At 72.4% G+C, this 22,737-nt stretch carries 19 protein-coding genes and 2 tRNA genes; 5 read left to right on the plus strand and 16 right to left on the minus strand.

Annotated elements, in window-relative coordinates:
- Positions 1-30: 30 nt before the first annotated feature.
- The 9 genes from ruvA to pgsA form a co-directional block, all read right to left on the minus strand.
- Positions 31-642, minus strand: coding sequence for a Holliday junction branch migration protein RuvA (gene ruvA / locus AB0J10_RS04590; protein ID WP_363057770.1), 612 nt, complete (start codon positions 640-642; stop codon positions 31-33).
- The gene (ruvC, locus tag AB0J10_RS04595) at positions 639-1,172 is read right to left on the minus strand and encodes a crossover junction endodeoxyribonuclease RuvC (protein ID WP_363057772.1); all 534 of its coding nucleotides are present in this window, start codon (positions 1,170-1,172) and stop codon (positions 639-641) included. The genes ruvA and ruvC overlap by 4 nt, the downstream gene beginning before the upstream one ends.
- A 161-nt stretch (positions 1,173-1,333) precedes the next feature.
- The gene (locus AB0J10_RS04600) at positions 1,334-2,086 is read right to left on the minus strand and encodes a YebC/PmpR family DNA-binding transcriptional regulator (RefSeq protein ID WP_363057774.1); all 753 of its coding nucleotides are present in this window, start codon (positions 2,084-2,086) and stop codon (positions 1,334-1,336) included.
- 139 nt (positions 2,087-2,225) lie between these two features.
- Positions 2,226-2,852 (minus strand): pyridoxal 5'-phosphate synthase glutaminase subunit PdxT, encoded by a 627-nt coding sequence (gene pdxT, locus AB0J10_RS04605; RefSeq protein ID WP_363057776.1) that lies wholly within the window; start codon positions 2,850-2,852, stop codon positions 2,226-2,228.
- Positions 2,853-2,858: 6 nt separating this feature from the next.
- Positions 2,859-3,773, minus strand: coding sequence for a pyridoxal 5'-phosphate synthase lyase subunit PdxS (gene pdxS / locus AB0J10_RS04610; RefSeq protein ID WP_093658343.1), 915 nt, complete (start codon positions 3,771-3,773; stop codon positions 2,859-2,861).
- Between the two features lie 286 nt (positions 3,774-4,059).
- Positions 4,060-4,599, minus strand: a complete 540-nt coding sequence (locus AB0J10_RS04615) for a hypothetical protein (protein WP_363057778.1) — start codon at positions 4,597-4,599, stop codon at positions 4,060-4,062.
- Between the two features lie 89 nt (positions 4,600-4,688).
- Positions 4,689-5,852: a glycosyltransferase family 4 protein gene (locus AB0J10_RS04620; protein ID WP_363057780.1), complete on the minus strand. Its 1,164-nt coding sequence runs from the start codon at positions 5,850-5,852 to the stop codon at positions 4,689-4,691.
- The gene (locus tag AB0J10_RS04625; RefSeq protein WP_363057782.1) at positions 5,849-6,772 is read right to left on the minus strand and encodes a phosphatidylinositol mannoside acyltransferase; all 924 of its coding nucleotides are present in this window, start codon (positions 6,770-6,772) and stop codon (positions 5,849-5,851) included. Before AB0J10_RS04625 ends, AB0J10_RS04620 begins: the two co-directional genes overlap by 4 nt.
- Positions 6,769-7,476, minus strand: coding sequence for a phosphatidylinositol phosphate synthase (gene pgsA, locus AB0J10_RS04630; protein WP_363057784.1), 708 nt, complete (start codon positions 7,474-7,476; stop codon positions 6,769-6,771). Before pgsA ends, AB0J10_RS04625 begins: the two co-directional genes overlap by 4 nt.
- A 257-nt stretch (positions 7,477-7,733) precedes the next feature.
- On the opposite strand from pgsA, the gene AB0J10_RS04635 reads away from it, so the two are divergent.
- Complete coding sequence (locus AB0J10_RS04635) at positions 7,734-9,938, plus strand: elongation factor G-like protein EF-G2 (RefSeq protein ID WP_363057786.1); 2,205 nt, start codon at positions 7,734-7,736, stop codon at positions 9,936-9,938.
- Positions 9,939-10,196: 258 nt separating this feature from the next.
- Positions 10,197-11,852 carry a hypothetical protein gene (locus AB0J10_RS04640; RefSeq protein ID WP_363058254.1) on the plus strand — a complete coding sequence of 552 codons (1,656 nt, stop codon included), beginning with the start codon at positions 10,197-10,199 and terminating at the stop codon, positions 11,850-11,852.
- 68 nt (positions 11,853-11,920) lie between these two features.
- On the opposite strand, the gene AB0J10_RS04645 is transcribed toward AB0J10_RS04640, so the two are convergent.
- Positions 11,921-12,481: an HIT domain-containing protein gene (locus AB0J10_RS04645; protein WP_363057788.1), complete on the minus strand. Its 561-nt coding sequence runs from the start codon at positions 12,479-12,481 to the stop codon at positions 11,921-11,923.
- A gap of 67 nt (positions 12,482-12,548) precedes the next feature.
- Between AB0J10_RS04645 and AB0J10_RS04650 the strand changes: the two genes are divergently transcribed.
- Positions 12,549-13,241, plus strand: a complete 693-nt coding sequence (locus AB0J10_RS04650) for an ion channel (RefSeq protein ID WP_363057790.1) — start codon at positions 12,549-12,551, stop codon at positions 13,239-13,241.
- A 51-nt stretch (positions 13,242-13,292) separates the two neighbouring features.
- Here AB0J10_RS04650 and thrS read toward each other — a convergent pair whose 3' ends face one another.
- From thrS to AB0J10_RS04665, 3 genes are all read right to left on the minus strand, one after another.
- Positions 13,293-15,269, minus strand: a complete 1,977-nt coding sequence (gene thrS / locus AB0J10_RS04655) for a threonine--tRNA ligase (protein ID WP_363057792.1) — start codon at positions 15,267-15,269, stop codon at positions 13,293-13,295.
- A 624-nt stretch (positions 15,270-15,893) separates the two neighbouring features.
- Positions 15,894-17,162: a hypothetical protein gene (locus AB0J10_RS04660; protein ID WP_363057794.1), complete on the minus strand. Its 1,269-nt coding sequence runs from the start codon at positions 17,160-17,162 to the stop codon at positions 15,894-15,896.
- Positions 17,162-17,725, minus strand: a complete 564-nt coding sequence (locus tag AB0J10_RS04665) for a DUF4365 domain-containing protein (protein WP_363057796.1) — start codon at positions 17,723-17,725, stop codon at positions 17,162-17,164. Before AB0J10_RS04665 ends, AB0J10_RS04660 begins: the two co-directional genes overlap by 1 nt.
- Positions 17,726-17,897: 172 nt before the next feature.
- Between AB0J10_RS04665 and AB0J10_RS04670 the strand changes: the two genes are divergently transcribed.
- Positions 17,898-18,626 carry a 3'-5' exonuclease gene (locus AB0J10_RS04670; protein WP_363057798.1) on the plus strand — a complete coding sequence of 243 codons (729 nt, stop codon included), beginning with the start codon at positions 17,898-17,900 and terminating at the stop codon, positions 18,624-18,626.
- 452 nt (positions 18,627-19,078) lie between these two features.
- Here AB0J10_RS04670 and AB0J10_RS04675 read toward each other — a convergent pair.
- A tRNA-Val gene (locus AB0J10_RS04675) sits at positions 19,079-19,150 on the minus strand.
- Positions 19,151-19,317: 167 nt separating this feature from the next.
- Between AB0J10_RS04675 and AB0J10_RS04680 the strand changes: the two genes are divergently transcribed.
- Complete coding sequence (locus AB0J10_RS04680; RefSeq protein WP_363057800.1) at positions 19,318-21,879, plus strand: hypothetical protein; 2,562 nt, start codon at positions 19,318-19,320, stop codon at positions 21,877-21,879.
- 77 nt (positions 21,880-21,956) lie between these two features.
- Here AB0J10_RS04680 and AB0J10_RS04685 read toward each other — a convergent pair.
- A tRNA-Val gene (locus tag AB0J10_RS04685) sits at positions 21,957-22,031 on the minus strand.
- 95 nt (positions 22,032-22,126) lie between these two features.
- Positions 22,127-22,585 (minus strand): TIGR02611 family protein, encoded by a 459-nt coding sequence (locus AB0J10_RS04690; RefSeq protein WP_363057802.1) that lies wholly within the window; start codon positions 22,583-22,585, stop codon positions 22,127-22,129.
- Between the last annotated feature and the right edge of the window lie 152 nt (positions 22,586-22,737).

The following is a 22,737-nucleotide window of genomic DNA, read 5'->3' on the forward strand; positions in this document are numbered from 1 at the left end:
CTCGCGTGGGTGGGCGGGTGCGGTTCGGGGTCAGCGGGTGCGGTTCAGCGTCTGCAGGGCGGACTTGAGGAGCAGCCCGATCTGGGGCTCGCCCGCCGCCGCCTCCGCCTGCGGGGTCACGGCGGTGACCGCCTCGTCGGCCTCGCGGGTGGCGTAGCCGAGTCCGATCAGCGCGGCGTGCAACTGGTCGCGCCAGGACTGGGTGACCGGGGCACCCACGGCACGGCCCGGGGCCCCGATCGGCTCGCCCAGGCGGTCCTTGAGCTCGAGCAGCAGCTTCTGGGCGCCCTTCTTCCCGATACCGGGGACGGCCGTGAGCGCCTTCTCGTCACCCGTGGTCACCGCTCGCCGCAGCGCGTCCGGGCTGTGCACCGCGAGCATCGCCTGCGCCAGCCGGGGTCCGACGCCGCTGGCGGTCTGGAGCAGCTCGAATACCTGCCGCTCGTCGTCGTCGGCGAAGCCGTACAACGTCAGGGAGTCCTCGCGGACCACCAACGACGTGGCGAGCCGGGCCTCCTGACCCACTCTCAGGCCGGAAAGGGTGTCGGGCGTGCACTGGACGGCCATGCCGACGCCGCCGACCTCGATCACGGCGGTGGTCGGGGCGAGGGCGGCGACCGGGCCGCTCACAAAGGCGATCATGCGGTACGGCCTTTCGTCGCGTGATGGGCGGCGACCGCCCGCTGCAGGCGGTTCTGCGCGGGCGCCCGCCAGATGTGGCAGATGGCGAGGGCGAGGGCATCGGCGGCGTCGGCCGGCTTCGGCGGCGCGTCCAGCCGCAGCAGCCGGGTCACCATCGCTCCCACCTGCGCCTTGTCGGCGCGGCCACTGCCGGTGACGGCCGCCTTGACCTCGCTCGGGGTGTGCAGGGCGACGGGCAGTCCGCGACGGGCCGCGCACAGCATGGCGACAGCGCTGGCCTGGGCCGTGCCCATGACCGTGCGTACGTTGTGCTGGCTGAAAACCCGCTCGACCGCGACCAGTTCGGGCCGGTGCGTGTCCAGCCACTCCTCGATCCCGCGTTCGACGGCGACGAGCCGGTCGCCGATCTCCGCGCCCGCGTCGGTACGGACGACGCCGACGCCGAGCATCGTCAGCGGACGCCCGGCGACGCCCTCGACGACACCGATGCCGCACCGGGTCAGCCCCGGGTCCACCCCCAGCACACGCACACGCCCACCCCTCACTTCGCCGTCCCCCGGCCACCACCGGAAGGTGTTCCCGGCGTTTGTGCAGGCTATCGGCTGCCGCTGACAACCACCGACAACGCGACGGGCGAAAAGCGACGGGCCGACGGGGGTGTGTCCCCGTCGGCCCGTCGCACGAAGCGGGATCAGGCGTCGACCTTCTCCATGACGTCGTCCGAGACGTCGAAGTTGGCGAAGACGTTCTGCACGTCGTCGCTGTCCTCCAGCGCGTCGATCAGCTTGAAGATCTTGCGCGCGCCCTCCTCGTCCAGCTCGACCTGCATGGTCGGGACGAAGTTGGCCTCGGCCGAGTCGTAGTCGATACCGGCGTCCTGGAGCGCGGTGCGGACCGCGACCAGGTCCGTGGCCTCGCTGATGACCTCGAAGTTCTCACCCAGGTCGTTGACTTCTTCGGCACCGGCGTCCAGCACCGCGCCGAGCACGTCGTCCTCGGTCAGCTCGCCCTTCGGGAGCACGACGACGCCCTTGCGGTTGAACAGGTAGGACACCGAACCGGGGTCGGCCATCGAGCCGCCGTTGCGGGTCATCGCGACACGCACGTCGGAGGCGGCGCGGTTGCGGTTGTCGGTGAGGCACTCGATGAGCACCGCGACACCGTTCGGACCGTAGCCCTCGTACATGATCGTCTCGTAGTCGGCGCCGCCGGCCTCGAGGCCCGCGCCGCGCTTGACCGCGGAGTCGATGTTCTTGTTGGGGACCGACTGCTTCTTCGCCTTCTGAATGGCGTCGAATAGGGTCGGGTTGCCGTCCGGGTCGGCGCCGCCGGTGCGGGCCGCGACCTCGATGTTCTTGATCAGCTTCGCGAAGAGCTTGCCGCGCTTGGCGTCGATCACGGCCTTCTTGTGCTTCGTCGTGGCCCATTTAGAGTGGCCGGACATCTGCCTGTCTCCTTCGCGTAACCAATCCCTGCTCCGTTCCCCAGTGATCCTACCGGGACGCTCCCACCCGCCGCCCGACCACCACCCCTCACGGAGCGCCGACGCGCGCACCTTCCGACCGCCGCCCGACCACCACCCCTCACGGAGCGCCGACGCGCGCACCTTCCGGTCCCGCGGTGCGCACCATGTCGACGAACAGGGCGTGCACACGGTGGTCCCCGGTCAGCTCCGGGTGGAACGACGTGGCCAGCGCGGTGCCCTGGCGGACCGCGACGATGTGGCCGTCGTGCTCGGCGAGCACCTCGACCTCGGCGCCGACGGACTCGACCCACGGGGCGCGGATGAAGACGCCCTCCACGGGACCGCCCTCGACACCCGTCACCGCGACCGCGGACTCGAAGGACTCGTTCTGCCGACCGAAGGCGTTGCGGCGCACGATCATGTCGATGCCGCCGATGGTCTCCTGGCCCGACCGCGGGTCGAGGATCTTCTCGGCGAGCATGATCAGGCCCGCGCAGGTGCCGTAGACCGGCATCCCCGCGCGCACGCGCTCACGCAGCGGCTCCATCACCCCGAAGAGATGCGCCAGCTTGGAGATGGTGGTGGACTCGCCGCCCGGGATGACGAGGCCGTCGACCTCGGCGAGTTCCTCGGGGCGCCGGACCGGCCTGGCCACGGCATCGGCCGCGGCCAGGGCGATCAGGTGCTCCCGTACGTCGCCCTGCAGAGCCAGAACTCCGATGACAGGGGTGCCGGGTGTGCTCATGGGTGACTACCAGCCGCGGTTCGCGTAGCGCTCGGCCTCGGGCAGGGTGTCGCAGTTGATGCCGACCATGGCCTCGCCGAGGTTGCGGGAGGCGTCCGCGATGATCTTGGGGTCGTCGTAGAAGGTGGTGGCCTTCACGATGGCCGCGGCGCGCTTGGCCGGGTCGCCGGACTTGAAGATGCCGGAGCCGACGAAGACGCCCTCGGCGCCGAGCTGGCGCATCAGCGCGGCGTCGGCGGGGGTGGCGACGCCACCGGCGGAGAAGAGCACGACCGGCAGCTTGCCGAGCTGGGCGACCTCGGCGACGAGCTCGTACGGGGCGCGCAGCTCCTTGGCGGCGGCGTACAGCTCGTTGTTGTCGAAGCCGCGCAGGCGGGCGATCTCGTTCTTGATCTGGCGCAGGTGGCGGACGGCCTCGACGACGTTGCCGGTGCCGGCCTCGCCCTTGGAGCGGATCATGGCCGCGCCCTCGGCGATCCGGCGCAGGGCCTCGCCGAGGTTGGTGGCGCCGCAGACGAAGGGGGTGGTGAAGGCCCACTTGTCGGAGTGGTTGACCTCGTCGGCCGGGGTGAGCACCTCGGACTCGTCGATGTAGTCCACGCCGAGCGACTGCAGGACCTGGGCCTCGACGAAGTGGCCGATGCGGGACTTGGCCATCACCGGGATCGAGACGGCGTCGATGATGCCCTCGATCATGTCCGGGTCGGACATCCGGGCCACACCGCCGTCCTTGCGGATGTCGGCGGGGACGCGCTCCAGGGCCATGACGGCCACGGCGCCCGCGTCCTCGGCGATCTTCGCCTGCTCAGGCGTGACGACGTCCATGATCACGCCGCCCTTGAGCTGCTCGGCCATGCCTCGCTTCACGCGCGCGGTGCCGGTCTCGGGAGCCTGCGGGGAGTTGGGGAACGTGCTGGACACGATCGACCTCATTCGGTGACGACAAATGGTGCTCCGACGAGGAAACAGTCCGGTGCCAGGCCACGGCAAGGGCCAATGGGGACCCTGTGGATCGTTTTGGCGTCGGCCGCGGAGCCGCGCGAGGGGCGCCGGGGACGGTGCGAGGGGCGGGGTGGCGCCGGACACCCGTCCGGACCGGTTGTCCGGACGGCGGCCCCGCGCGGCGGTGTCCCGGCACGGGCGGTCCCCCGGCACGGAAGAGGCCGCCGATCCCGGGGCCGCCGGTTCCGGGGCCGCGGGGCAGGTCCTAAGGTCGGTCCGCCAGCGCGACCGGGGGCTCGTCGTCCATCTCGAAGGCCAGCGGGAACGGGGCGTGCCCGGCGAGGCGGAACCAGCGGACCTTGCGGTGCCGGCGCAGCGCCCGCGCCGCCCGCACGGCGTCGTTGTGGAAGCGCCGCGCCATCGGGACGCGCCGTACGGCCGCGGCCAGTTCGTCGGCGGCGTCGTCTCCCCCGGGCGCCTGCCGCACGGCCTCCACCTGTTGCGCCTCACCGAACACGGCGCGCAGCGCCTGACTCAGCTCGCTCTCGGCCACCTCGCGGTGCTCCTCGTCCGCCTGACGGGCCGCGTGCGCGGCCTCGTAGAGCACGATCGAGGCGGCGGGGTCCAGCACCCCTGAGGTGGCGAGCTCCTGGGTGACCGAGGCGCGGCGCAGGAGCTGGGCGTCCAGTGCCGCCCGCGCGGCGTCGATCCGGGCGTGCAGGCGGTCGAGCCGGCCGGCGGTCCAGCTGAGGTACAGGCCGATGGCGACGAGCGCGACGAGGATCCAGATCAGGGTTGCGGTCACGCCGGGTCAATCTACCGGTGAGTCGGGGAGCGCCCTCGCGCCCGGGCCCCGGGCCGGCTCCGGATGCACCCCGACCCGCCCTGGACGCCTCAGTCGCGGGCCAGGCCGAAGCGCGCCATCAGACCGCCCGGACGTTCGTCCGCGGCCACCGAGGCCGCGCCGTCCGTCACGGTCTCGTACACGGCGAGGATGTCCGCGCCGACCGTGGACCAGTCGAAGCGCCGCACATGGGCGCTCCCGCGGGCGCTGAGCCGGGCGCGCCGGGACGGCGAGCCCAGCAGCCGGATCGCGGCGTCGGCCAGCGCGCCGGCGTCCTCGTTGGCGAAGAGTTCGCCCGCGGCCCCCTGGTCCAGTACCTGGGCGAACGCGTCGAGGTCCGAGGCGAGTACCGGCGCACCCGCCGACAGGGCCTCCACCAGGATGATGCCGAAACTCTCACCGCCGGTGTTGGGTGCGACGTACACGTCGACGCTGCGCAGCAACCGGGCCTTGTCCTCGTCGCTGACCATCCCCAGGAACTCCACGCGCTCGCGCATCGCCGCGGGGAGCGACTCGACTGCCTCCTCCTCGTCGCCCCGCCCCGCGACGAGCAGCCGGGTGTCCGGCCGTGCCTCCAGGATCCTCGGCAGGGCCTTCATCAGGACGGGCAGGCCCTTGCGCGGCTCGTCGATGCGCCCGATGAACCCCAGGGTCGCGCCCTGCCACTCCGCCTTCGGCTCGGCCTTCGCGAAGAAGTCGACGTCGACTCCGTTGGGGATGACCACGGCGTCGCCGCCGAGGTGCTCCACGAGCGTGCGCCGGGCGTACTCGCTGACCGCGATCCGAGCGTTGATCTTCTCCAGGGCGGGCTGGAGGATCGGGTAGGCCGCGATCATCGCCCGCGAACGCGGGTTGGAGGTGTGGAAGGTCGCCACGATCGGCCCCTGGGCCGCCCAGCAGGACAGCAGGCCCAGGGACGGCGAGGCCGGCTCGTGGATGTGGATCACGTCGAAGGTGCCGTCGTGCAGCCAGCGCCGCACCCGGGCCGCGGAGAGGAAGCCGAAGTTGAGCCGGGCGACCGAGCCGTTGTACGGCACGGGCACGGCACGGCCCGCCGACACGACGTACGGCGGCAGCGGGGTGTCGTCGTCGGCCGGGGCGAGGACGGACACCTCGTGGCCCAGTCCGATCAGGTGCTCCGCGAGGTCGCGGATGTGGAACTGGACGCCGCCGGGGACGTCCCACGAGTAGGGGCAGACGATCCCGATCCTCACGTCCGGGACTCCCCCGTGTCGACCCGGTCTCCCAGGTCCGAGAGCCACAACCGCTGCAGCATGTGCCAGTCCTCCGGGTGGTCGGCGATTCCGGTGGCGAAGGCGTCGGCCAGCGCCTGTGTCATCACGGACGTCCTCTCGGCCCGGGTGCCGGTCTCGGGTACGTCGACGGGCGGATGGACCCGCCCCTTCATGACGGACGTCCCGTCGTACCAGAGGGTCACGGGCAGCAGCAGGGCGCCGGTCTGCTGGGCGAGCAGCGCGGGTCCCGCGGGCATCCTGGCCGTCTCGCCGAAGAACTTCACCTCGGTGCCCGAGGCGGACAGGTCGCGGTCGGCGACCAGGCAGACCAGCCCGCCGGCGCGCAGCCGCCGGGCCAGGGTGCCGAAGGCGGAACCGCCGGTGTGCGGCAGCACCTCCATGCCGAGGGACTCGCGGTAGGCGACGAACCGGTCGTACAGCGTCTCCGGCTTCAGCCGCTCGGCGACCGTGGTGAACGGTATGCCGAGCGCGCGGGTCGCCCAGACCCCCGCCAGGTCCCAGTTCGCCAGGTGCGGCAGCGCCAGGACGACGCCCCTGCCCTCGGCCATGCCGTCGTGCAGGCGCTGAATGTTCTCGATGTCCACGCTCCGGCGCACGCGCTCCTCGTCCCAGGCCGGGAGCCGGAAGGACTCCATCCAGTAGCGCATGTACGAGCGCATCCCGGCCCTGGACAGTCCGGCGAGCCGCTCCGGCCCGGCGTCGGGCACCACCCGGGCCAGGTTGGCCTCCAGCCGCAGCACGCCCTTGCCGCGCCGCTTCCACGCGGTGTCGGCGACGGAGCGTCCGAGCGCGGCGGCGACGGGCTCGGGGAGCCTCTTGACCGTCCCCCAGCCCAGCCCGTACAGCGTGTCCGTCAGCCGGTCCTGCATGCCGCTCATGCCTCACTCCCCTGCGAGGTGCCCTGGGTGGTCCCGTGCGAGGGCCCGGGCGGGGGGCCGTCGCCGGGCGTGGCGGCGTCCGCCTCGGCCGCCTCCCGGCGCACCGTGACCACCCGCTGCGCCAGCGTCACCACCGAGCCCGCGGCCACGATCCACAGCGCGACGGGGAGCAGTACGTCGACACCGGGGACCCCGAAGGCGTGGAGTCCGGCGAGCCCGGCCGCGACCAGCGAGATAACCAGCCGCTCGGCCCGCTCCACCAGCCCGTTCACGGCGACCGGCAGCCCGATCGACTCGCCCCGCGCCTTGGTGTACGAGACGACCTGGCCGCTGGCGAGGCAGAAGATGGCCACCGCGCACAGCACGTTGTCGTCGCCCTTGCCGGCGTACCAGAGGGCGAAGCCGCCGAAGATGGCGCTGTCCGCGACCCGGTCGAGCGTGGAGTCCAGGAAGGCGCCCCAGCGGCTGGAGACCCCGGCCTGACGGGCCATGTTGCCGTCGACGAGGTCGGAGAAGACGAACAGGGTGATGACGATCGTCCCCCAGAAGAACTCTCCGCGGGGGAAGAAGACCAGCGCGCCCGCGACCACTCCGGCCGTGCCGACGAGGGTCACCGCGTCGGGGCTCACTCCGCGGCGTAGCAGAAACGCGGCGAACGGCGTGAGGACACGCGTGAAGAACGCACGCGCGTACTTGTTCAGCATGGCCTTCCCGAGGGGTCGGTGGGCCGTGCGGCCCCTTCGGCCACCGGCGGGCCCATCGTAGCCAGGCACGCGGCGGCCCAGCGGCCTGGCCCGGTCGCGTACGACGTATGGACGCACCATGACGGGAGTGGAAAGCTCGAAGGACAACCGCGGGCTTCGCCGGCGCGTCCCCCGGGCTCCGGCCGGGGGTCTCCCCATCGCGCGCCCCCGGGTCCGCGCCCTCACCTCACCGTGCACCGAGTCGGGAGGAACGAATCATGGGCGACAAGGCGAATGCACAATCCGGGGCCGCCGGCAGGGCTACGGCGGCCGACCGGCCGACATCCGTACGGAACGTGGTGCTGGTCGGCCACAGCGGATCGGGGAAGACGACCCTGGTGGAGGCCCTGGCCCTGACGGCCGGGGCGGTCAACCGGGCGGGACGCGTCGAGGACGGCGGGACGGTCTCGGACTACGACGAGATCGAGCACCGCCAGCAGCGCTCCGTACAGCTGAGTCTCGTCCCCGTCGAATGGGGCGGGTACAAGATCAACCTGTTGGACACCCCCGGGTACGCCGACTTCGTGGGGGAACTCAGGGCCGGTCTGCGAGCAGCGGACGCGGCCCTTTTCGTCGTCTCGGCAGCTCAGGAGGCCGACGCCGTGCCCGCCTCGACCCGGATGGTGTGGGAGGAGTGCGCGGCGGTCGGGATGCCCCGGGCCATCGTGGTCACCCACCTGGAGACGGCCCGCACCGGGTTCGACGAACTGATCGAGGTCTGCGGGCAGCTGTTCGGCGGTGACGACCCGGACGCCGTGCTGCCGCTCTACCTGCCGCGGTACGGCCCGGAGGCGGCCGACGGCCACGCACCGGTGACGGGACTGGTCGGGCTGCTTTCGCAGAAGCTGTTCGACTACTCGGGCGGCGAGCGAGTCGAGAAGACGCCCGGACCCGAGGAGGAGGCCCTGCTGGCCGGGGCCAGGAACCGCCTGATCGAGGGGATCATCGCCGAGAGCGAGGACGAGACGCTCATGGAGCGCTACCTGGGCGGCGAGGAGGTCGACCTCGAGACGCTGATCGACGACCTGGAGAAGGCCGTCGCGCGGGGCGCGTTCCATCCGGTGCTGGCCGCGGCGCCTGCGGTGAACGGGTCGAGGCAGGGACTCGGCACGGTCGAGCTGCTGGAGCTGATCACCGGCGGGTTCCCGACCCCGCTGGAGCGCGAGGCGCCCGCGGTCACCACCCCGGAGGGCCGGCCCAGGCCGGCGGTCAGCTGCGACCCGGACGGGCCGCTGGTCGCCGAGGTCGTCAGGACCGCGTCCGACCCGTACGTCGGCCGGCTGTCCCTGGTCCGGGTCTTCTCCGGAACGCTCCGCCCGGACGAGACGGTGCATGTGTCGGGGCACGGCCTTGCCGACCGCGGGCACGAGGACCACGACGTCGACGAGCGGGTGGGTGCCCTCTCCTCACCGTTCGGCAAACAGCAGCGCACCGTCGGCCAGTGCGTCGCGGGCGATCTCGCCTGCGTCGCCAAACTGGGACGGGCCGAGACCGGCGACACCATCTCCTCGACGGCGGACCCGCTGCTGATGGAACCCTGGGCCATGCCCGACCCGCTGCTCCCCCTGGCCATCCGGGCGCACAGCAAGGCCGACGAGGACCGGCTCTCCCAGGGACTGGCCAGGCTGGTCGCGGAGGACCCCACGATGCGCCTGGAGCAGAACCAGGACACCCACCAGGTGGTGCTGTGGTGTCTGGGCGAGGCCCATGTGGACGTGGCGCTGGAGCGGCTGCGCAGCAGGTACGGGGTCCAGGTCGACGTGGTGCCGCACAAGGTGTCGCTGCGGGAGACGTTCGCCGGGCCGTCGGCGGGGCGGGGCCGCCATGTGAAGCAGTCCGGAGGGCACGGCCAGTACGCGATCTGCGAGATAGAGGTCGAACCGCTGCCGCCGGGCTCGGGCATCGAGTTCGTCGACAAGGTGGTGGGCGGCGCCGTCCCCCGCCAGTTCATCCCTTCGGTGGAGAAGGGCGTCAGGGCACAGGCCGCGAAGGGCCTCACGGCCGGCCATCCGCTGGTCGACGTGCGCGTGACACTGCTGGACGGCAAGGCGCACTCGGTGGACTCCTCCGACGCCGCGTTCCAGACCGCGGGCGCGCTGGCACTGCGCGAGGCGGCGGCGCAGACCCGGATCGACCTGCTGGAGCCGGTGGCCGAGGTGCAGGTGATGGTGCCGGACGAGTACGTCGGCGCCGTCATGAGCGATCTGTCGGGCCGGCGCGGCCGGGTGGTCGGCACCGAGCAGGCGGGCACCGGCAGAACGGTCGTACGCGCCGAGGTGCCGGAGATCGAGATCGGCCGTTACGCGGTGGACCTGCGGTCCGTCTCGCACGGCACGGGCCGCTTCGACCGGACGTACGCCCGGCACGAGGCCATGCCGCCGCAGATGGCGGCCAAGGTCCGGGAGGAGAGCACGGCCGCGTAGGAGCCGGGGCCCACCCTGCCGCGCCCTGCCGCAGGGCGCGGCAGGACGCGGGGAGCGGCCCCGGTGGGGAGTGCCGCCCGCCGACCGCCCCTTCGGCGGGCGGCACTCGCGTGCCCGGTCCGTCGCCCCCCAGGGCCGGAACGCGGTGCTGACGCGTGGGCCACCGCCCCGATACGCTGTGTCGCGCCGCTCGGAAGGTGTGCGGGGCGCGGTAGTCGGGAAGGCCGCAGTGCGGATGAGGCGGCGATGGGGGCGGTAGTGGCGGACCAGGCATTCGATTTCTCTCCCGGGGCCCAGATCCCGGTGCATGGGGCGGCCGGCCAGACGGCGGCGACACATGCCCTCGCCTCGGCCGCCTACCGTGACAGCCCGCTCGAGGAGATACTCAAGGCCAACAACGAGTGGCACCAGTCCAAGGTGAAGAAGGGCAAGTTCTCGCTCTTCGAGCCGAACCTGGGCGAGGCCTTCTCACGGGCGGTCCAGGTCCGGATGCTCGGCGGGGCCCGCAAACCGCTGATCCAGTCGTTCGGAGCCGAGCCGCAGGCCGTGGTGGAGCACGCGCTGGCGGCGAGCCGGATCCGCAAGCAGCGGGACGCCCGGCTGACCGCGGTCATGGTGGTGTTCGGACTGCTCTTCCTGCCCGGCGCGCTGCTGTGGATCGGTGTGTTCCAGCTGCGCCGGACGCTCGCCGGTTCGAAGGACCGGAAGGCCGGCGCCGTCGGATCGGCGCTGCTGATGGCGGTGGGCGTGCTCGCGGTGGTCTTCCTGATCGCACTGCCGTTCAGCGGCTTCTGGGGGTACTACCTGCGGGCCATGGTGGTCGCGCCCGTGATCGGCTGGCTGTTCGCCAAGCGCATCTGCGAGTCCACGGCGAAGGACCTGCGGGCCCGCTGGGACGGCCTCCTCTCCGGCGGCGGCATCGGGGCGAAGGTCCCGGAGGCCGTGCCGGGGAACCCGAACGAGACCGCGGCCGAGCAGTTGCGCCAGGGCCTGGAGAAGCTCACCGCAGAACAGCAGTCCAACTCGGTCTTCTACGCCGGCCCCAAGGGGATACTCGGCATGGGCACCCGCTGGGGCAGCTGGCAGCTCGCCGAGGAGCTGGTGGCCAGGGAACCGGGCAAGGAGTTCCACCAGTTCCGCAGCTGGGACGTCGTCAAGGTCATCCACGACCAGCTGACGCTGCTCCAGCGCGGCCCGCTGAACACGGGCGGCTTCCCCAAGCCGTCGGTGAAGCACTGGATCGTGGTCCCGGTCGGGGAGGGCGCGGCCGAGGTGGCCCGGCCGGAGGGCCAGGACGTGGACACCTTCCAGGTGAAGCGCCACGAGATACAGCGGATCTGCGACCACCAGCAGTTCGGCAGCGGCAACCGGCACTACCTGGGCGTCCAGTTCACCCTGTGGGACGGCCAGCTGGTCATCACCATGATGATCACGGTGACGGTGCTGTTCGAAACGCTGCGCATCGAGGTGACCGGGCACGCGCTCGGCCCGGTGCACTCCCTGTTCACCAGCAAGCCCGCACCCAAGACCGTGGAGGTCGCCAAGACCGTCCGGTTCTGGGAGACCGTCGAGCGGCAGCTGCCGCTGGTGGAAACCCCGGAGGTGGTGCGGCAGATGGTCCGGGCACCGTTCACGTGGTATCCGCCGATGCTGGACTTCCTCGGGGGGAAGCTGATCCTTCCCGAGCCGTTCGGACTGCGGCACGCGTGGGCCGAGCAGCCGTGGCGGCACCGCTTCATGGCCGACGACGCCATGCGGGCGGCGACGCCGGTGCTGCGGGTCGCCCACTCCGCCGCGATGCGGGTGCTCGAGGAGCACGGTGTGGACACGGAGCGTTTCAGCACCCGCTCGTCGTTCCTGAGCACGGGTGTGCAGGACCCGATGCCGCGCAAGGCGGACGCGTACGAAGCGTGAGACGTACGAAACGTGACGAAGGGATGCCGGAGCGTCCCCGGGGCGCCCGGGGCCGGGAGGGCCGCCGGCTACGGGGCGGGCCAGGTGTCCGCGAGCATCTTCCGGGTGTCGGCGAGGAGTTGGGGCAGTACCTTCGTGTGGCCGATGACCGGCATGAAGTTGGTGTCACCACCCCAGCGCGGCACCACGTGCTGGTGCAGGTGCGCGGCGATACCGGCACCGGCCACCGTGCCCTGGTTCATGCCGATGTTGAAGCCGTGCGCTCCGGAGGCGGTCCGCAGTGCGGTCATCGCCCGCTTGGTGAACTCGGCGAGTTCGGTGGTCTCGGCCCCGTCGAGGTCCGTGTAGTCGGCCACGTGCCGGTACGGCACCACCATCAGGTGGCCGCCGTTGTACGGGTACAGGTTGAGCACGGCGTACACGCTCTCGCCGCGCGCGATGACGAGCCCGTCCTCGTCGGACTTGGCGGGGATGGAGCAGAAGGGGCAGCCGTCGGCGGCCCCGGGGCCGGTCGGCTTGTTCTCGCCCTGGATGTAGGCCATCCGGTGCGGCGTCCACAGCCGCTGGAAGGCGTCCTGGATGCCGACCCCGATCTGCTGCTCCGGCTCACTCGTCATGTGGTGCAGCATATGACTTCGCCCGTACGGAGCGTGTCGCCGGGGGCGGACCCGGGCAGCTCCCGGCGATGCTGGCCGAATGGACGCCGAACGGGCAGACACCCCACTGGACCGCTGGGAGCAGCGGGCCGAGCTCCCGCTGTTCTACGCCTCACTGGTCTTCCTGGCCGCGTACTCGGTGCGGATCCTGGCCCACGGCGTGGACGTGGTGTGGAGGGAGATCGCCCTCGCCACGATGCTGCTGATGTGGCTGGTCTTCCTGACCGACTTCGTGGTGCGGCTGCGACTCAGCGGAAGGCGGCTCCACCGCTTCCTGCGGACGCACTGGCTGGACGCCCTGGTGCTGCTCCTGCCGCTGCTGCGCCCGCTGCGCCTGGTGAAGTTGTACACGACGCTCCAGCGGCGGCGTGACGAGCCGGTCCTCAGCCTCTACGCGCGGGTGATCGTCTACGCCGGTATGGGAGCGGTGCTGCTGGGCTGGGCCGGGGCACTCGCCGTCTACCACGCGGAGCGGACCGCTCCCGGGGCGACGATCCTCACCTTCGGCGACGCGGTGTGGTGGGTGTGCGAGACGCTGACCACCGTCGGGTACGGGGACGTCACGCCCGTGACCGCGTGGGGCAGGATCATCGCGGTGGGGCTGATGATCTGCGGGCTGGCGTTGCTGGGCGCGGTGACCGGCTCGTTCTCGTCCTGGCTGATCCAGGTCTTCACCCGTGAGGACGAGAGGAGGCCCCCGGAGGACCGACGTCCTCCGGGGGCCTCCTCCTGACGGTGCGGAGCGGCGTCCCCGGCCGGCCCGGACTCGCGAGCCGGGACCGGCTCAGACCTGGGCGCGCTCCTCGACGACCTTGGCGATCTTGGCGATGGCCTCGTCGACGGGGATGCCGTTCTCCTGGGAGCCGTCGCGGTAGCGGAACGACACCGCACCGTGCTCCATGTCCTCGTCGCCCGCGATGACCATGAAGGGGACCTTCTGCTTCTGGGCGTTGCGGATCTTCTTCTGCATGCGGTCCGATGAGGCGTCCACCTCCACGCGCAGCCCCTGCCTCCTCGCCTTCGCGGCGAACTCCTGCAGGTACGGGACGTGGGCGTCGCCGATCGGGATGCCCAACGCCTGGACGGGCGCCAGCCAGGCAGGGAAGGCGCCGGCGTAGTGCTCCAGCAGCACCGCGAAGAAGCGCTCGATGGAGCCGAACAGCGCCCGGTGGATCATGACGGGACGCTGCTTGGTGCCGTCCGGGCCGGTGTATTCGAGGTTGAAGCGCTCCGGCAGGTTGAAGTCGAGCTGGACCGTCGACATCTGCCAGGTACGGCCGATCGCGTCCTTGGCCTGGACGGAGATCTTCGGGCCGTAGAAGGCCGCGCCGCCCGGGTCGGGGGTGAGCGGAAGGCCCTGCTTCTCGGCCACCTGCCGCAGGACCTCGGTGGCCTCGTCCCAGACCTCGTCGGAGCCGACGAACTTGTTCGGGTCCTTGGTGGACAGCTCCAGGTAGAAGTCGGTCAGACCGTAGTCACGCAGCAGGTCCAGGACGAAGGTGAGGGTCTTGTCCAGCTCCTCCGCCATCTGCTCGCGGGTGCAGTAGATGTGCGCGTCGTCCTGGGTGAAGCCGCGGGCACGGGTCAGACCGTGCACGACACCCGACTTCTCGTACCGGTACACGGTGCCGAACTCGAAGAGACGCAGCGGCAGTTCACGGTACGAGCGGCCGCGTGCGTCGAAGATCAGGTTGTGCATCGGGCAGTTCATGGGCTTGAGGTAGTAGTCCACGCCCTCGTCGAGCTGCATGGGCGGGTACATGCCCTCGGCGTACCAGTCCAGGTGGCCCGACTTCTCGAACAGCTTGCCCTTGGTCGCGTGCGGCGAGTACACGAACTCGTAGCCGTGCTCCTCGTGGCGCTTGCGCGAGTAGTCCTCCATGACCCTGCGGACCACACCGCCCTTGGGGTGGAAGACCGCGAGCCCGGAGCCGACCTCGTCCGGGAACGAGAAGAGGTCCAGCTCGTTGCCCAGCTTGCGGTGGTCCCGCTTCTCGGCCTCCGCGAGGAAGTCCAGATGCGCCTTCAGCTCTTCCTTGGACGGCCATGCGGTGCCGTAGATGCGCTGCAGCATCGGGTTCTTCTCGCTGCCGCGCCAGTACGCGGCAGCGTTGCGCATCAGCTTGAACGCCGGGATGTTACGGGTGGTGGGCAGGTGGGGACCCCGGCAGAGGTCCTTCCAGCACAGCTCGCCGGTCTTGGCGTCAAGGTTGTCGTAGATGGTCAGCTCGCCGCCGCCCACCTCCACGTCGGCGCCGTCGTCGTGCGAGGCGGAGCCCTTGATCCCGATGAGCTCCAGCTTGTACGGCTCGTCCGCGAGCTCCTCACGCGCGGCCTCGTCGGTGACGACGCGGCGCGAGAAGCGCTGTCCGCGCTTCTGGATCTCCTGCATCTTCTTCTCGACGGCCTTGAGATCCTCGGGGGTGAAGGGCTTCTCCACGTCGAAGTCGTAGTAGAAGCCGTCCCGGACCGGCGGGCCGATGCCGAGCTTGGCCTCGGGGAACAGCTCCTGCACGGCCTGCGCCATGACGTGCGCGGTGGAGTGGCGGAGGATGTTCAGGCCGTCCTCGGACGAGATCCCGACGGGCTGGACGGTCTCGCCGTCCTTCACCTCGTGGGCGAGGTCCTTCAGCTCCCCGCCGACCCGGGCGGCGATCACGGTGCGCTCGCCGCCGAAGAGATCGGCCGCCGTGGTGCCCGTGGTCACCACGCGCTCTTCCCGCTCGGAATCGCGTTGGATGATCACACGGACGTCTGACACCGGTCTCTCCTGTCTGAAGGGGGAGCACGCGCCGAGGTATCGCGCGTGCACTACGTCATGCTACCGAGCGTCGGATCGGCCCCGCGAAACGCGCTGCGCGCCTGCGGTGATCGGGACGTTCCGGCTGCCTCGTACCCCGCCCGTCCGGGAGGCCGAAAGGGTGCGCTCCCGCCGCGGCACGATGCCGTCACAGCGCACTCTGTCGCAGCGCAGGCCGTCGCAGGGCGGGCCGCCGCGGCGCCGTGCCGTCACAGCGCCCGCCGTCACAGTGCCCGCCGTCGCAGCGCAGGCCGTCGCAGGGCGGACTGTCGCAGCGCGGGCTGTCGCGGCGTGCCGGCTTCGGCGCGCGGACTCGACCCGCGGCACCCTCTCTGCCTGCGAGCCGTTGGACCTGCCTGCGTCCCGCCGCCGTGTGCGGCGTCCCCCGGCCGAGCGCCCGCCGCCGACCGCGTCCACCGGTGCCGCCCGGCTTCACCGAGGACTGCCCCGCATCCGGGAATCCGGGAGCCGGGAGTCCCCCAGGCGATCCGGGCGGGCCGGGATCCGCCGGTGTCCCCTCGGCCCGCCGTCGCGCACCGGCGCGGCACCGTCCCGCCGTCACGCGGGCGCACCCCGGCGGGCCCGTCAGTCGTCCCCTCCGCACGCCTCCTCGAAGAAGTCCAGATTCTCGTGCAGCGCCTTCATCAGCCTGTCCCGTTCCGCCTCGTCCACCTGCACCGGCACGACGTCCGTCGCGTCGCTGAGGCGCCGGAAGCCGCCGCGGCTCTCGAGGCGGCCGACGACGCGGATCGGGAGCCCCACGAGATGGGCGTGACCCGCGGTCCGGTACGACTCCTCGTCCAGGACCGCGCGTACGTGCGGGACCTCCGCTCCGGCGAGGACGCGCAGCCGCACGGTCCCCTCGCCGCGCGTGTCCGAGCGCCGCATCCGGACGACCGTGCCGGTGACGCGGACCGGAACGGACGGCTCGTTCCGCAGATAGCGCGCGCCGGCCGCGCGCAGGGCGGGCAGGTCGCCGGGCGAGAACTCCACCGGTTCGGGCCGGGCCGCGCAGCCCTCCGGCACTCCGGCCGAGGGGGACCACGCCACCGCGATCCGGGCGCCCTCGGCCCCCCGCACCAGCGCCACCAGCGCCTCGGTCAGCTCGCGGCTGACCCCCGCCGCGACCGCCGCGTCGAAGGCGTCCATACCGCCGGCGGCACGCCGGTAGTCGATCGCCTCGCGTGCCGCGTGCAGCGCGTGGTGCAGCCGGACGGCGACGGACCGGCCGGTGTCCACGGGCACGAACGCGGTCAGTCCGCGCCCGCCCGGCGCCGGGCCGACCAGGACGCCCTCCAGCACCGCCTGCGCCTGCCGCCGGTGGCGCGCCCCGTAGTAGCCGGCGCGCCCGCGCACGGCGAGCGCCCCCGCGAGCAGCAGTTGCCGGGCGGCGGACCTCAGCTGTTCCTGCACGGCCCAGGACGCCGCGCCGGACGGGCCCTGGGGCACGTCTCGCCACCAGCGGATCTCGTCGCTCGGCACGGCCAGCCCGACCAGCACCTCGCGGGCCGAGGGCGCGGCGGACCGGGCGAGCGCGGTGAGAGCCTCGGCCAGCAGGTCCTCGCAGTCGGGGAACTCCCGGCTCTCGGGCACGAGCAGGCTCGTGCCACCGGCTCCGGGCCCGGGCGGTGTCCAGCGGGCGTACCGGCCGGCCGCCCCGCCGCGTCTGCGCCAACCGTGCCGGTGCAGCAGCGCGCCGAGAACCAGGGGGTCGACCAGGGCGGGGTCGGGGGTTCCGCTGCCGTACCAGGGCGCGGGCACCCCGTCGGGGAACGGCAGGGGCACGGGGCGGGCGTGCGGCACCGCGGGGGAGCGGCCCGGCCGCGGTGCGGATTCGTCGATCGGGCGGTGCATCAGGGTCTCCCTCCCGTCCCGACCCGCGTCATGATCTCGCAGAGCGCCCGGTCGTCGAAGATGCGAGAGGTCGGGATCCGCACGGTGGTCCGCCGCCGGCCCGTCACCGGGTGGCCGGCCAGATTGGTCCAGTAGCAGCAGTGCCGGAGATCGAGCCGGTCGTGACCGGCCCGCAGCCACTCGTCCCGGGTCCGCGGCACGATCATGACGACGAGGATCTTGTGCACCGACACGGGCGTACGGGCCAGCTTCACCAGGTGCTCGTTGTCGAGCGTGAAGGAGAAGGCGGGTCCGGGCGGGTGGGGTGCCAGTTGGTAGGTGGCCTTCAACTGCACCTTGATGGTGACCTCGTCGTCGACGATGTGGCCGGGAGCGCTGTGGCTGACGTGCCAGTCGATCCCGTTGTCGGGGAACGGCTGGGACAGCGAGCAGCCGGCGGCGGCCGCGACCGCGTGGAGGTACCCCACCTGGAGGGTCTCCATGCAGGCGGTGGTGGCGAGTGCTCCGCGCAGCGGTGCGGTCCGCTCGGGCAGCGCACCCGGTTCGGGCTGCGCGAGCGCCATGGCTCCGTCTGCCTTCCGGGCTGTGCCGATGGTTTGTCCTTACGACGGACCGTCAGCAGCGCGTCCCGTCATCTGTGTTGTCACCCGCCTGCGTAGTGCGCAAACGGTCCGGGTATCACCGATTCGGGCAGGGGATATCACCATCTGCCAGGCATGGGCGAGGAGTTCGGGGATGACGCACTGGTACGAAGGGCCCCTGGCCGCATTTGACACCGAGACAACCGGAGTGGACGTGGAGCACGACCGCATCGTGTCGGCCGCGCTCGTGGTCCAGGATTCGCCGGGAGGACGCACGCGCGTCACCGGCTGGCTGGTCAACCCGGGCGTACCGGTACCGGCCGAGGCGACCGCGGTGCACGGCCTCACGGAGGAGCATCTGCAGCACAACGGCCGCTGGCCGGCGCCGGTGATGGAGGAGATAGGCCGGTCGCTGGCCGAGCAGTGCGCGGCGGGTCGCCCCCTCGTGGTGATGAACGCACCGTTCGATCTGACCCTGCTCGACCGTGAACTGCGCCGCCACCGCGCCTCGTCGCTGGCGCGGTACCTCGAGAACGTCCCGATGTGCGTGCTGGACCCCCGGGTTCTGGACAAGCATCTGGACCGCTACCGCAAGGGCCGCCGCACGCTCACCGATCTGTGCGAGCAGTACGGCGTCGAGCTGGCCGGGGCCCATGACGCGGCGGCGGACGCGACCGCCGCGCTGGACGTCGTCCGGGCGGTCGGGCGCCGTTTCGCGGCACGTCTGGAGCGGCTCTCGGCGGCGGAGTTGCACACGCTGCAGGCCGTGTGGCACGCGGCGCAGGCGCGCGGACTGCAGGCGTGGTTCGCCCGGAACGGCTCGGAGGAGTCGGTGGATCCGGCCTGGCCGCTGCGGCCCGAGATGCAGGCCCGGGCGGCATGACCGGCGTTCCGGTCGGGAAGGTCGGGAAGGTCGGGAAGGTCGGGAAGGTCGGGAAGGTCGGGAAGGTCGGGAAGGTCGGGAAGGTCGGGAAGGTCGGGACAAGGGTACGGACCGGACAACGGACACGGGTACGGGTGCCCCGCCGCTTCGGGACACCCGTACGTTCCGTGGGACCGGGCACCGGCCGCCCGTCCGGACCTCCGGTCACTCTCCCCCGCTCCGGTGCCGGCCCCTCGGCACCGGCGGACGGGGAGAAGGGAGGCCGGCCATCATGGGGCGGATTGGTCTGGACCTCTTCATGCGCATTCAAGCCAACGGACGGGAACGAGTCAAGGGGCGTGCGGGAAGCGGTTCCGACTCCGTTCCCCACGACCTCGGTGACGATCCATCAGGCACCATGGGCCGGGAACGCGCAAAGCCGGCCCGTCTGATGACGGACCGGCCTCTGCCTGTGGGCGATACTGGGTTCGAACCAGTGACCTCTTCGGTGTGAACGAAGCGCTCTCCCGCTGAGCTAATCGCCCGGGAACGGACTGAACCATACAGGTACCGGCGGGTTTCCTTCAAACCCCCTTCGGCGCCCCGCCGGCCGACCCCGGCGGGGCGCCGGCCCGGGTACGCACGTACTCACCCTCGATCTGAGTATCCACGCCCATTCCGGCCCCCTGTGTCCCGCGCCACACTCGCCACCATGGAGAACGCACCGCCGCCAGCCGAAGAGCTTCGGCTCATCGACCGTGAGCTGGTCCAACTCGACGCCCGCAGGGCCCGGTTGCTGGCCCGCAGGGCCTGGCTGCTGACGGCCCTGCGGCCCCCCGGCACCGCACCGGCCCCGGTCCCCGCCCGTTCCCCGGCAACCGCGGCCGAGACGTCGCCGCCCAGTGCGCAGAACGTCCTGCTCACCCTGGGCGGGGTCCTGCTGACGATCGCCGCCGTCGCGTTCACCCTGGTCAGCTGGGGGCACATGGGCATCGGCGGCCGCGCGCTCGTGCTCGGTGCGGTGACCGTCACCGCCCTCGGGACGCCGCTCCTGCTGCTGCGCCGAAAGCTCGTCTCCACCGCGGAGTCGGTGGCGGCGCTCGGTCTCGTCCTGACCGTCCTCGACGCGTACGCGCTGCGGCGCGCCGCGCTTCCCGGGACCGACGCCGTGGCCTTCACGGCCGTGGCCGCCGGTGTTCTCGCGGCGGTGTGGGCCGCGTACGGGCGCGCCGTCGGCAGGCTGCGCCTGCCGCTGCCGGCTGCGGTGGTGGCGGGCCAGCTCCCACTGCCGCTCTGGGCGCTGTCCACGGGCGGCGGCGCCGAGGTCACCGCGTGGGCGGCGCTGGCGACGGCCGGTACCGACGTCGTGATCGCGCTCGCCGCCCGGCGGGAGGCCGTCCGGGCGCTCGCCGTCACCGGCGCCGTGACGACGGGCGGTTGGTCCCTGCTGACCGGCCTCTGGCTGTCCCTGTCCGCGGGATCCCCGGCCGCCTCGGCGGAACCGGCCCTGCTGCTTCTCACCGCCGCGGCCCTGGCCCTGGTGGCGGCGTGGCGCGCACCGGCGGCAGCGGCGGTGACCGCGACCGTCGGCGGTCTCGCGGCGGTCGCCGCGGCCGGCGGCGTACTGCGGACGACGGTCCCGGCGAGCTGGACCGTGCCCGCGTACCTGCTGTGCGCAGCGGTGCTGCTCACGGCCGTACGCGCCCCGCTGCCGCGGGGGGTGCTCACCGGGCTCGCGGTCTCGTCCGGCCTGGTCCATCTCGCCTCGGCGCTGTGGGCCGCGCCGGTCGCCCTGCTCGCCCTGACGGGACCGGCCGCCGCCCTCGATGACGTCTGGGGCGGACCGCCGGTCGACGACGTCGCCCTGCCGGAGGGTGCGGTGACCGCTCCGGTGGTCCTGGCGGCGGTGGCGGCGGTGCTGTGGGCGGCACCACGGCTGCTCCCCGCGGTACCGCTGCCCCGCCCCGCCGCCGAGTGCGCGGCGCTCGTGCTGACATGGTCGGCCACCGTCGCCGTCCCCGTCGCCCTGTCGCTCCCGCTCGGGCCCACGCTCGCCGTCCAGCTGACGGTGACGGCCGCGGCGCTCACCCTGGCGGCCCGCCCCTCGCTCGCGGCCGCCTTCCTGCCGACGGCGGAGGAGGCCGGGCCCGAGCCGCACCCGGCCGGCCCCGTCGCCGGAGGCCGCGCCCCCGGCGAGGCGTCCGGCGACGCCGCGGGGCCCGTGGCGGGACCGGTCCGGCCCGACGGCACCACCCGTGGCGAACCCGTCGCCGCACCACCGGGTCCCCCGTCACGCGCCCTCGACCCCGCCCGCACCCTCGCCGGGACGGCGCTCGTGTGCGCTCTGGGATCGGCGACCAGCGCGGCGCTGCTCGGGCTGGCGTCCCGGCCCACCACGTTCATCGCGCTGGGCGTACTGGTGGCGCTGTGCGCCGCCGCCGCGACGGCGGCCCGCGGGCCGGTCCGGACCGCCGCCGCCTGTGCGGCCGTGGTGGGCGCGTCGGGGCTCGTGGCCGCAGCCGCGGCCGCGGCGGAGCTTCCCGGCCACCGCATCGGCCTCGCGCTCCTCGCCGTACCGGCGGCGGTCGCACTGCTCGGCGCCGGGCTCGGCCGGCACCCGGTCGCCCTGCCGCTGGAGACGACGTCCGCTGCGGCCGGACTCGTCGCCGTGGCACTGGCGGTGCCGCACCCGCCGACCCTGGCGCTGGTGCTCGCGCTCGCGGGCGTCGTGGCCGCGGGCACGGCGGTCCGGGCCGAGCGCCGGCCCCTGGCCGGGTACGTCGCCGCGGTGCTGTTCGTCGCCGCGACGTGGGTACGCCTCGCCGCGTCCGAGGTGGACGTGCCCGAGGCGTACACCCTGCCCGTGACCGTCCCGGCGCTGGCCGTCGGCCTACTGCGGCGCCGCAGGGACCCGTCCGCCTCGTCATGGGTGGCCTACGGTCCCGGACTCGCCGCGACGCTGGTGCCGAGCCTGCTGGCGGCCTGGGGCGACACCGGCTGGCCGCGACCGCTTCTGCTGGGTCTCGCCGCCCTCGGGGTGACGCTCGCCGGCGCCCGACTGCGGCTCCGGGCGCCGCTGCTCCTCGGCGGCCTGACCCTGGCCCTGGTCGCGCTGCACGAGCTCGCGCCGTACGTCATCCAGGTCGTCGACGCCCTGCCGCGGTGGCTGCCGCCCGCGCTGGCGGGACTGCTGCTGCTGGCCGTGGGGGCGACGTACGAGCAGCGGCTGCGCGACGCTCGCCGGATCCGGGAAACCCTCGGCCGGATGCGCTGAACGGGTGATCCCGCCGGATGCGGCCGTGCACGCCGAGGGCCCCGCAGACTCTCGGTCTGCGGGGCCCTCGGTCCGGGTGGTGGGCGATACTGGGTTCGAACCAGTGACCTCTTCGGTGTGAACGAAGCGCTCTCCCACTGAGCTAATCGCCCGGGCGCACCGCAAACATTACCCCATGTCAGCGGTGCCTCATGACCATCCGACCCCGGCCCGGAAGCGGCATTCGGGCGGTCGTCTCAGGCGTCGGTCACTGGTCGATCCTCCACGGCATCGCCAACCCGAAGTTCCTGAGGTAGATCGCGCACAGCACGCCGATGATCACCAGTCCGACGGTGGTCAGGACGAGGTTGCGGCGGCGGACCTTGGGATCCAGCGCCCGCTGTGCCGCCTCGGTCACTTTCCGTTTCGTCCAGTGCAGGACGAGCTGCGCCCAGACGAACTCGGTGGCCCAGATCGCCATGCCCGCGAAGATCACCAACCAGCCCGGCCCGGGCAGCGGAAGCATGATCACACCGGCCACGACGACCGCGAAGCCGACGATGAAGACGCCGACCTGCCAGCTCAGATGAAGCGTCCGCCTGCTCTTCACGAACTCGGGCGCCCTCGAGCCGAGAACGGGATCGGCGGGCGCGGTCACATCCCCCGTGGCGGAGCCCCGGGCCGCAGTGGCGGCAGCCCCGGTCCGCTCGTCACTCTCCGCATTCATAATCCAAACGTACCCGACGAATCAGCCGGTCGGCATGACCGCACGGTCGTACGTTGAACTCCTCCGAACGGGGTACCCCAAGGATCACAAAACAGACAGAGGGGTTTACAACGGCACCGTAGGTGGCATGTCGATTTCGCCGACGTGCGAAT

The sequence above is a fragment of the Streptomyces sp. NPDC049887 genome, assembly GCF_040656535.1.
GTDB lineage: Bacteria > Actinomycetota > Actinomycetes > Streptomycetales > Streptomycetaceae > Streptomyces.

Bases quoted from the DNA above. Each gene is read 5' to 3' on its own strand.
- AB0J10_RS04645 (WP_363057788.1), bottom strand. From the start codon at position 12,481: ATGCTGCACCACATGACGAGTGAGCCGGAGCAGCAGATCGGGGTCGGC.
- AB0J10_RS04625 (WP_363057782.1), bottom strand. From the start codon at position 6,772: ATGAGCGGCATGCAGGACCGGCTGACGGACACGCTGTACGGGCTGGGC.
- AB0J10_RS04635 (WP_363057786.1), top strand. From the start codon at position 7,734: ATGGGCGACAAGGCGAATGCACAATCCGGGGCCGCCGGCAGGGCTACG.
- AB0J10_RS04670 (WP_363057798.1), top strand. From the start codon at position 17,898: ATGACGCACTGGTACGAAGGGCCCCTGGCCGCATTTGACACCGAGACA.
- pgsA (WP_363057784.1), bottom strand. From the start codon at position 7,476: ATGCTGAACAAGTACGCGCGTGCGTTCTTCACGCGTGTCCTCACGCCG.
- ruvA (WP_363057770.1), bottom strand. From the start codon at position 642: ATGATCGCCTTTGTGAGCGGCCCGGTCGCCGCCCTCGCCCCGACCACC.
- AB0J10_RS04665 (WP_363057796.1), bottom strand. From the start codon at position 17,725: ATGGCGCTCGCGCAGCCCGAACCGGGTGCGCTGCCCGAGCGGACCGCA.
- pdxT (WP_363057776.1), bottom strand. From the start codon at position 2,852: ATGAGCACACCCGGCACCCCTGTCATCGGAGTTCTGGCTCTGCAGGGC.
- AB0J10_RS04690 (WP_363057802.1), bottom strand. From the start codon at position 22,585: ATGAATGCGGAGAGTGACGAGCGGACCGGGGCTGCCGCCACTGCGGCC.
- AB0J10_RS04600 (WP_363057774.1), bottom strand. From the start codon at position 2,086: ATGTCCGGCCACTCTAAATGGGCCACGACGAAGCACAAGAAGGCCGTG.
- AB0J10_RS04660 (WP_363057794.1), bottom strand. From the start codon at position 17,162: ATGCACCGCCCGATCGACGAATCCGCACCGCGGCCGGGCCGCTCCCCC.
- AB0J10_RS04680 (WP_363057800.1), top strand. From the start codon at position 19,318: ATGGAGAACGCACCGCCGCCAGCCGAAGAGCTTCGGCTCATCGACCGT.
- AB0J10_RS04650 (WP_363057790.1), top strand. From the start codon at position 12,549: ATGGACGCCGAACGGGCAGACACCCCACTGGACCGCTGGGAGCAGCGG.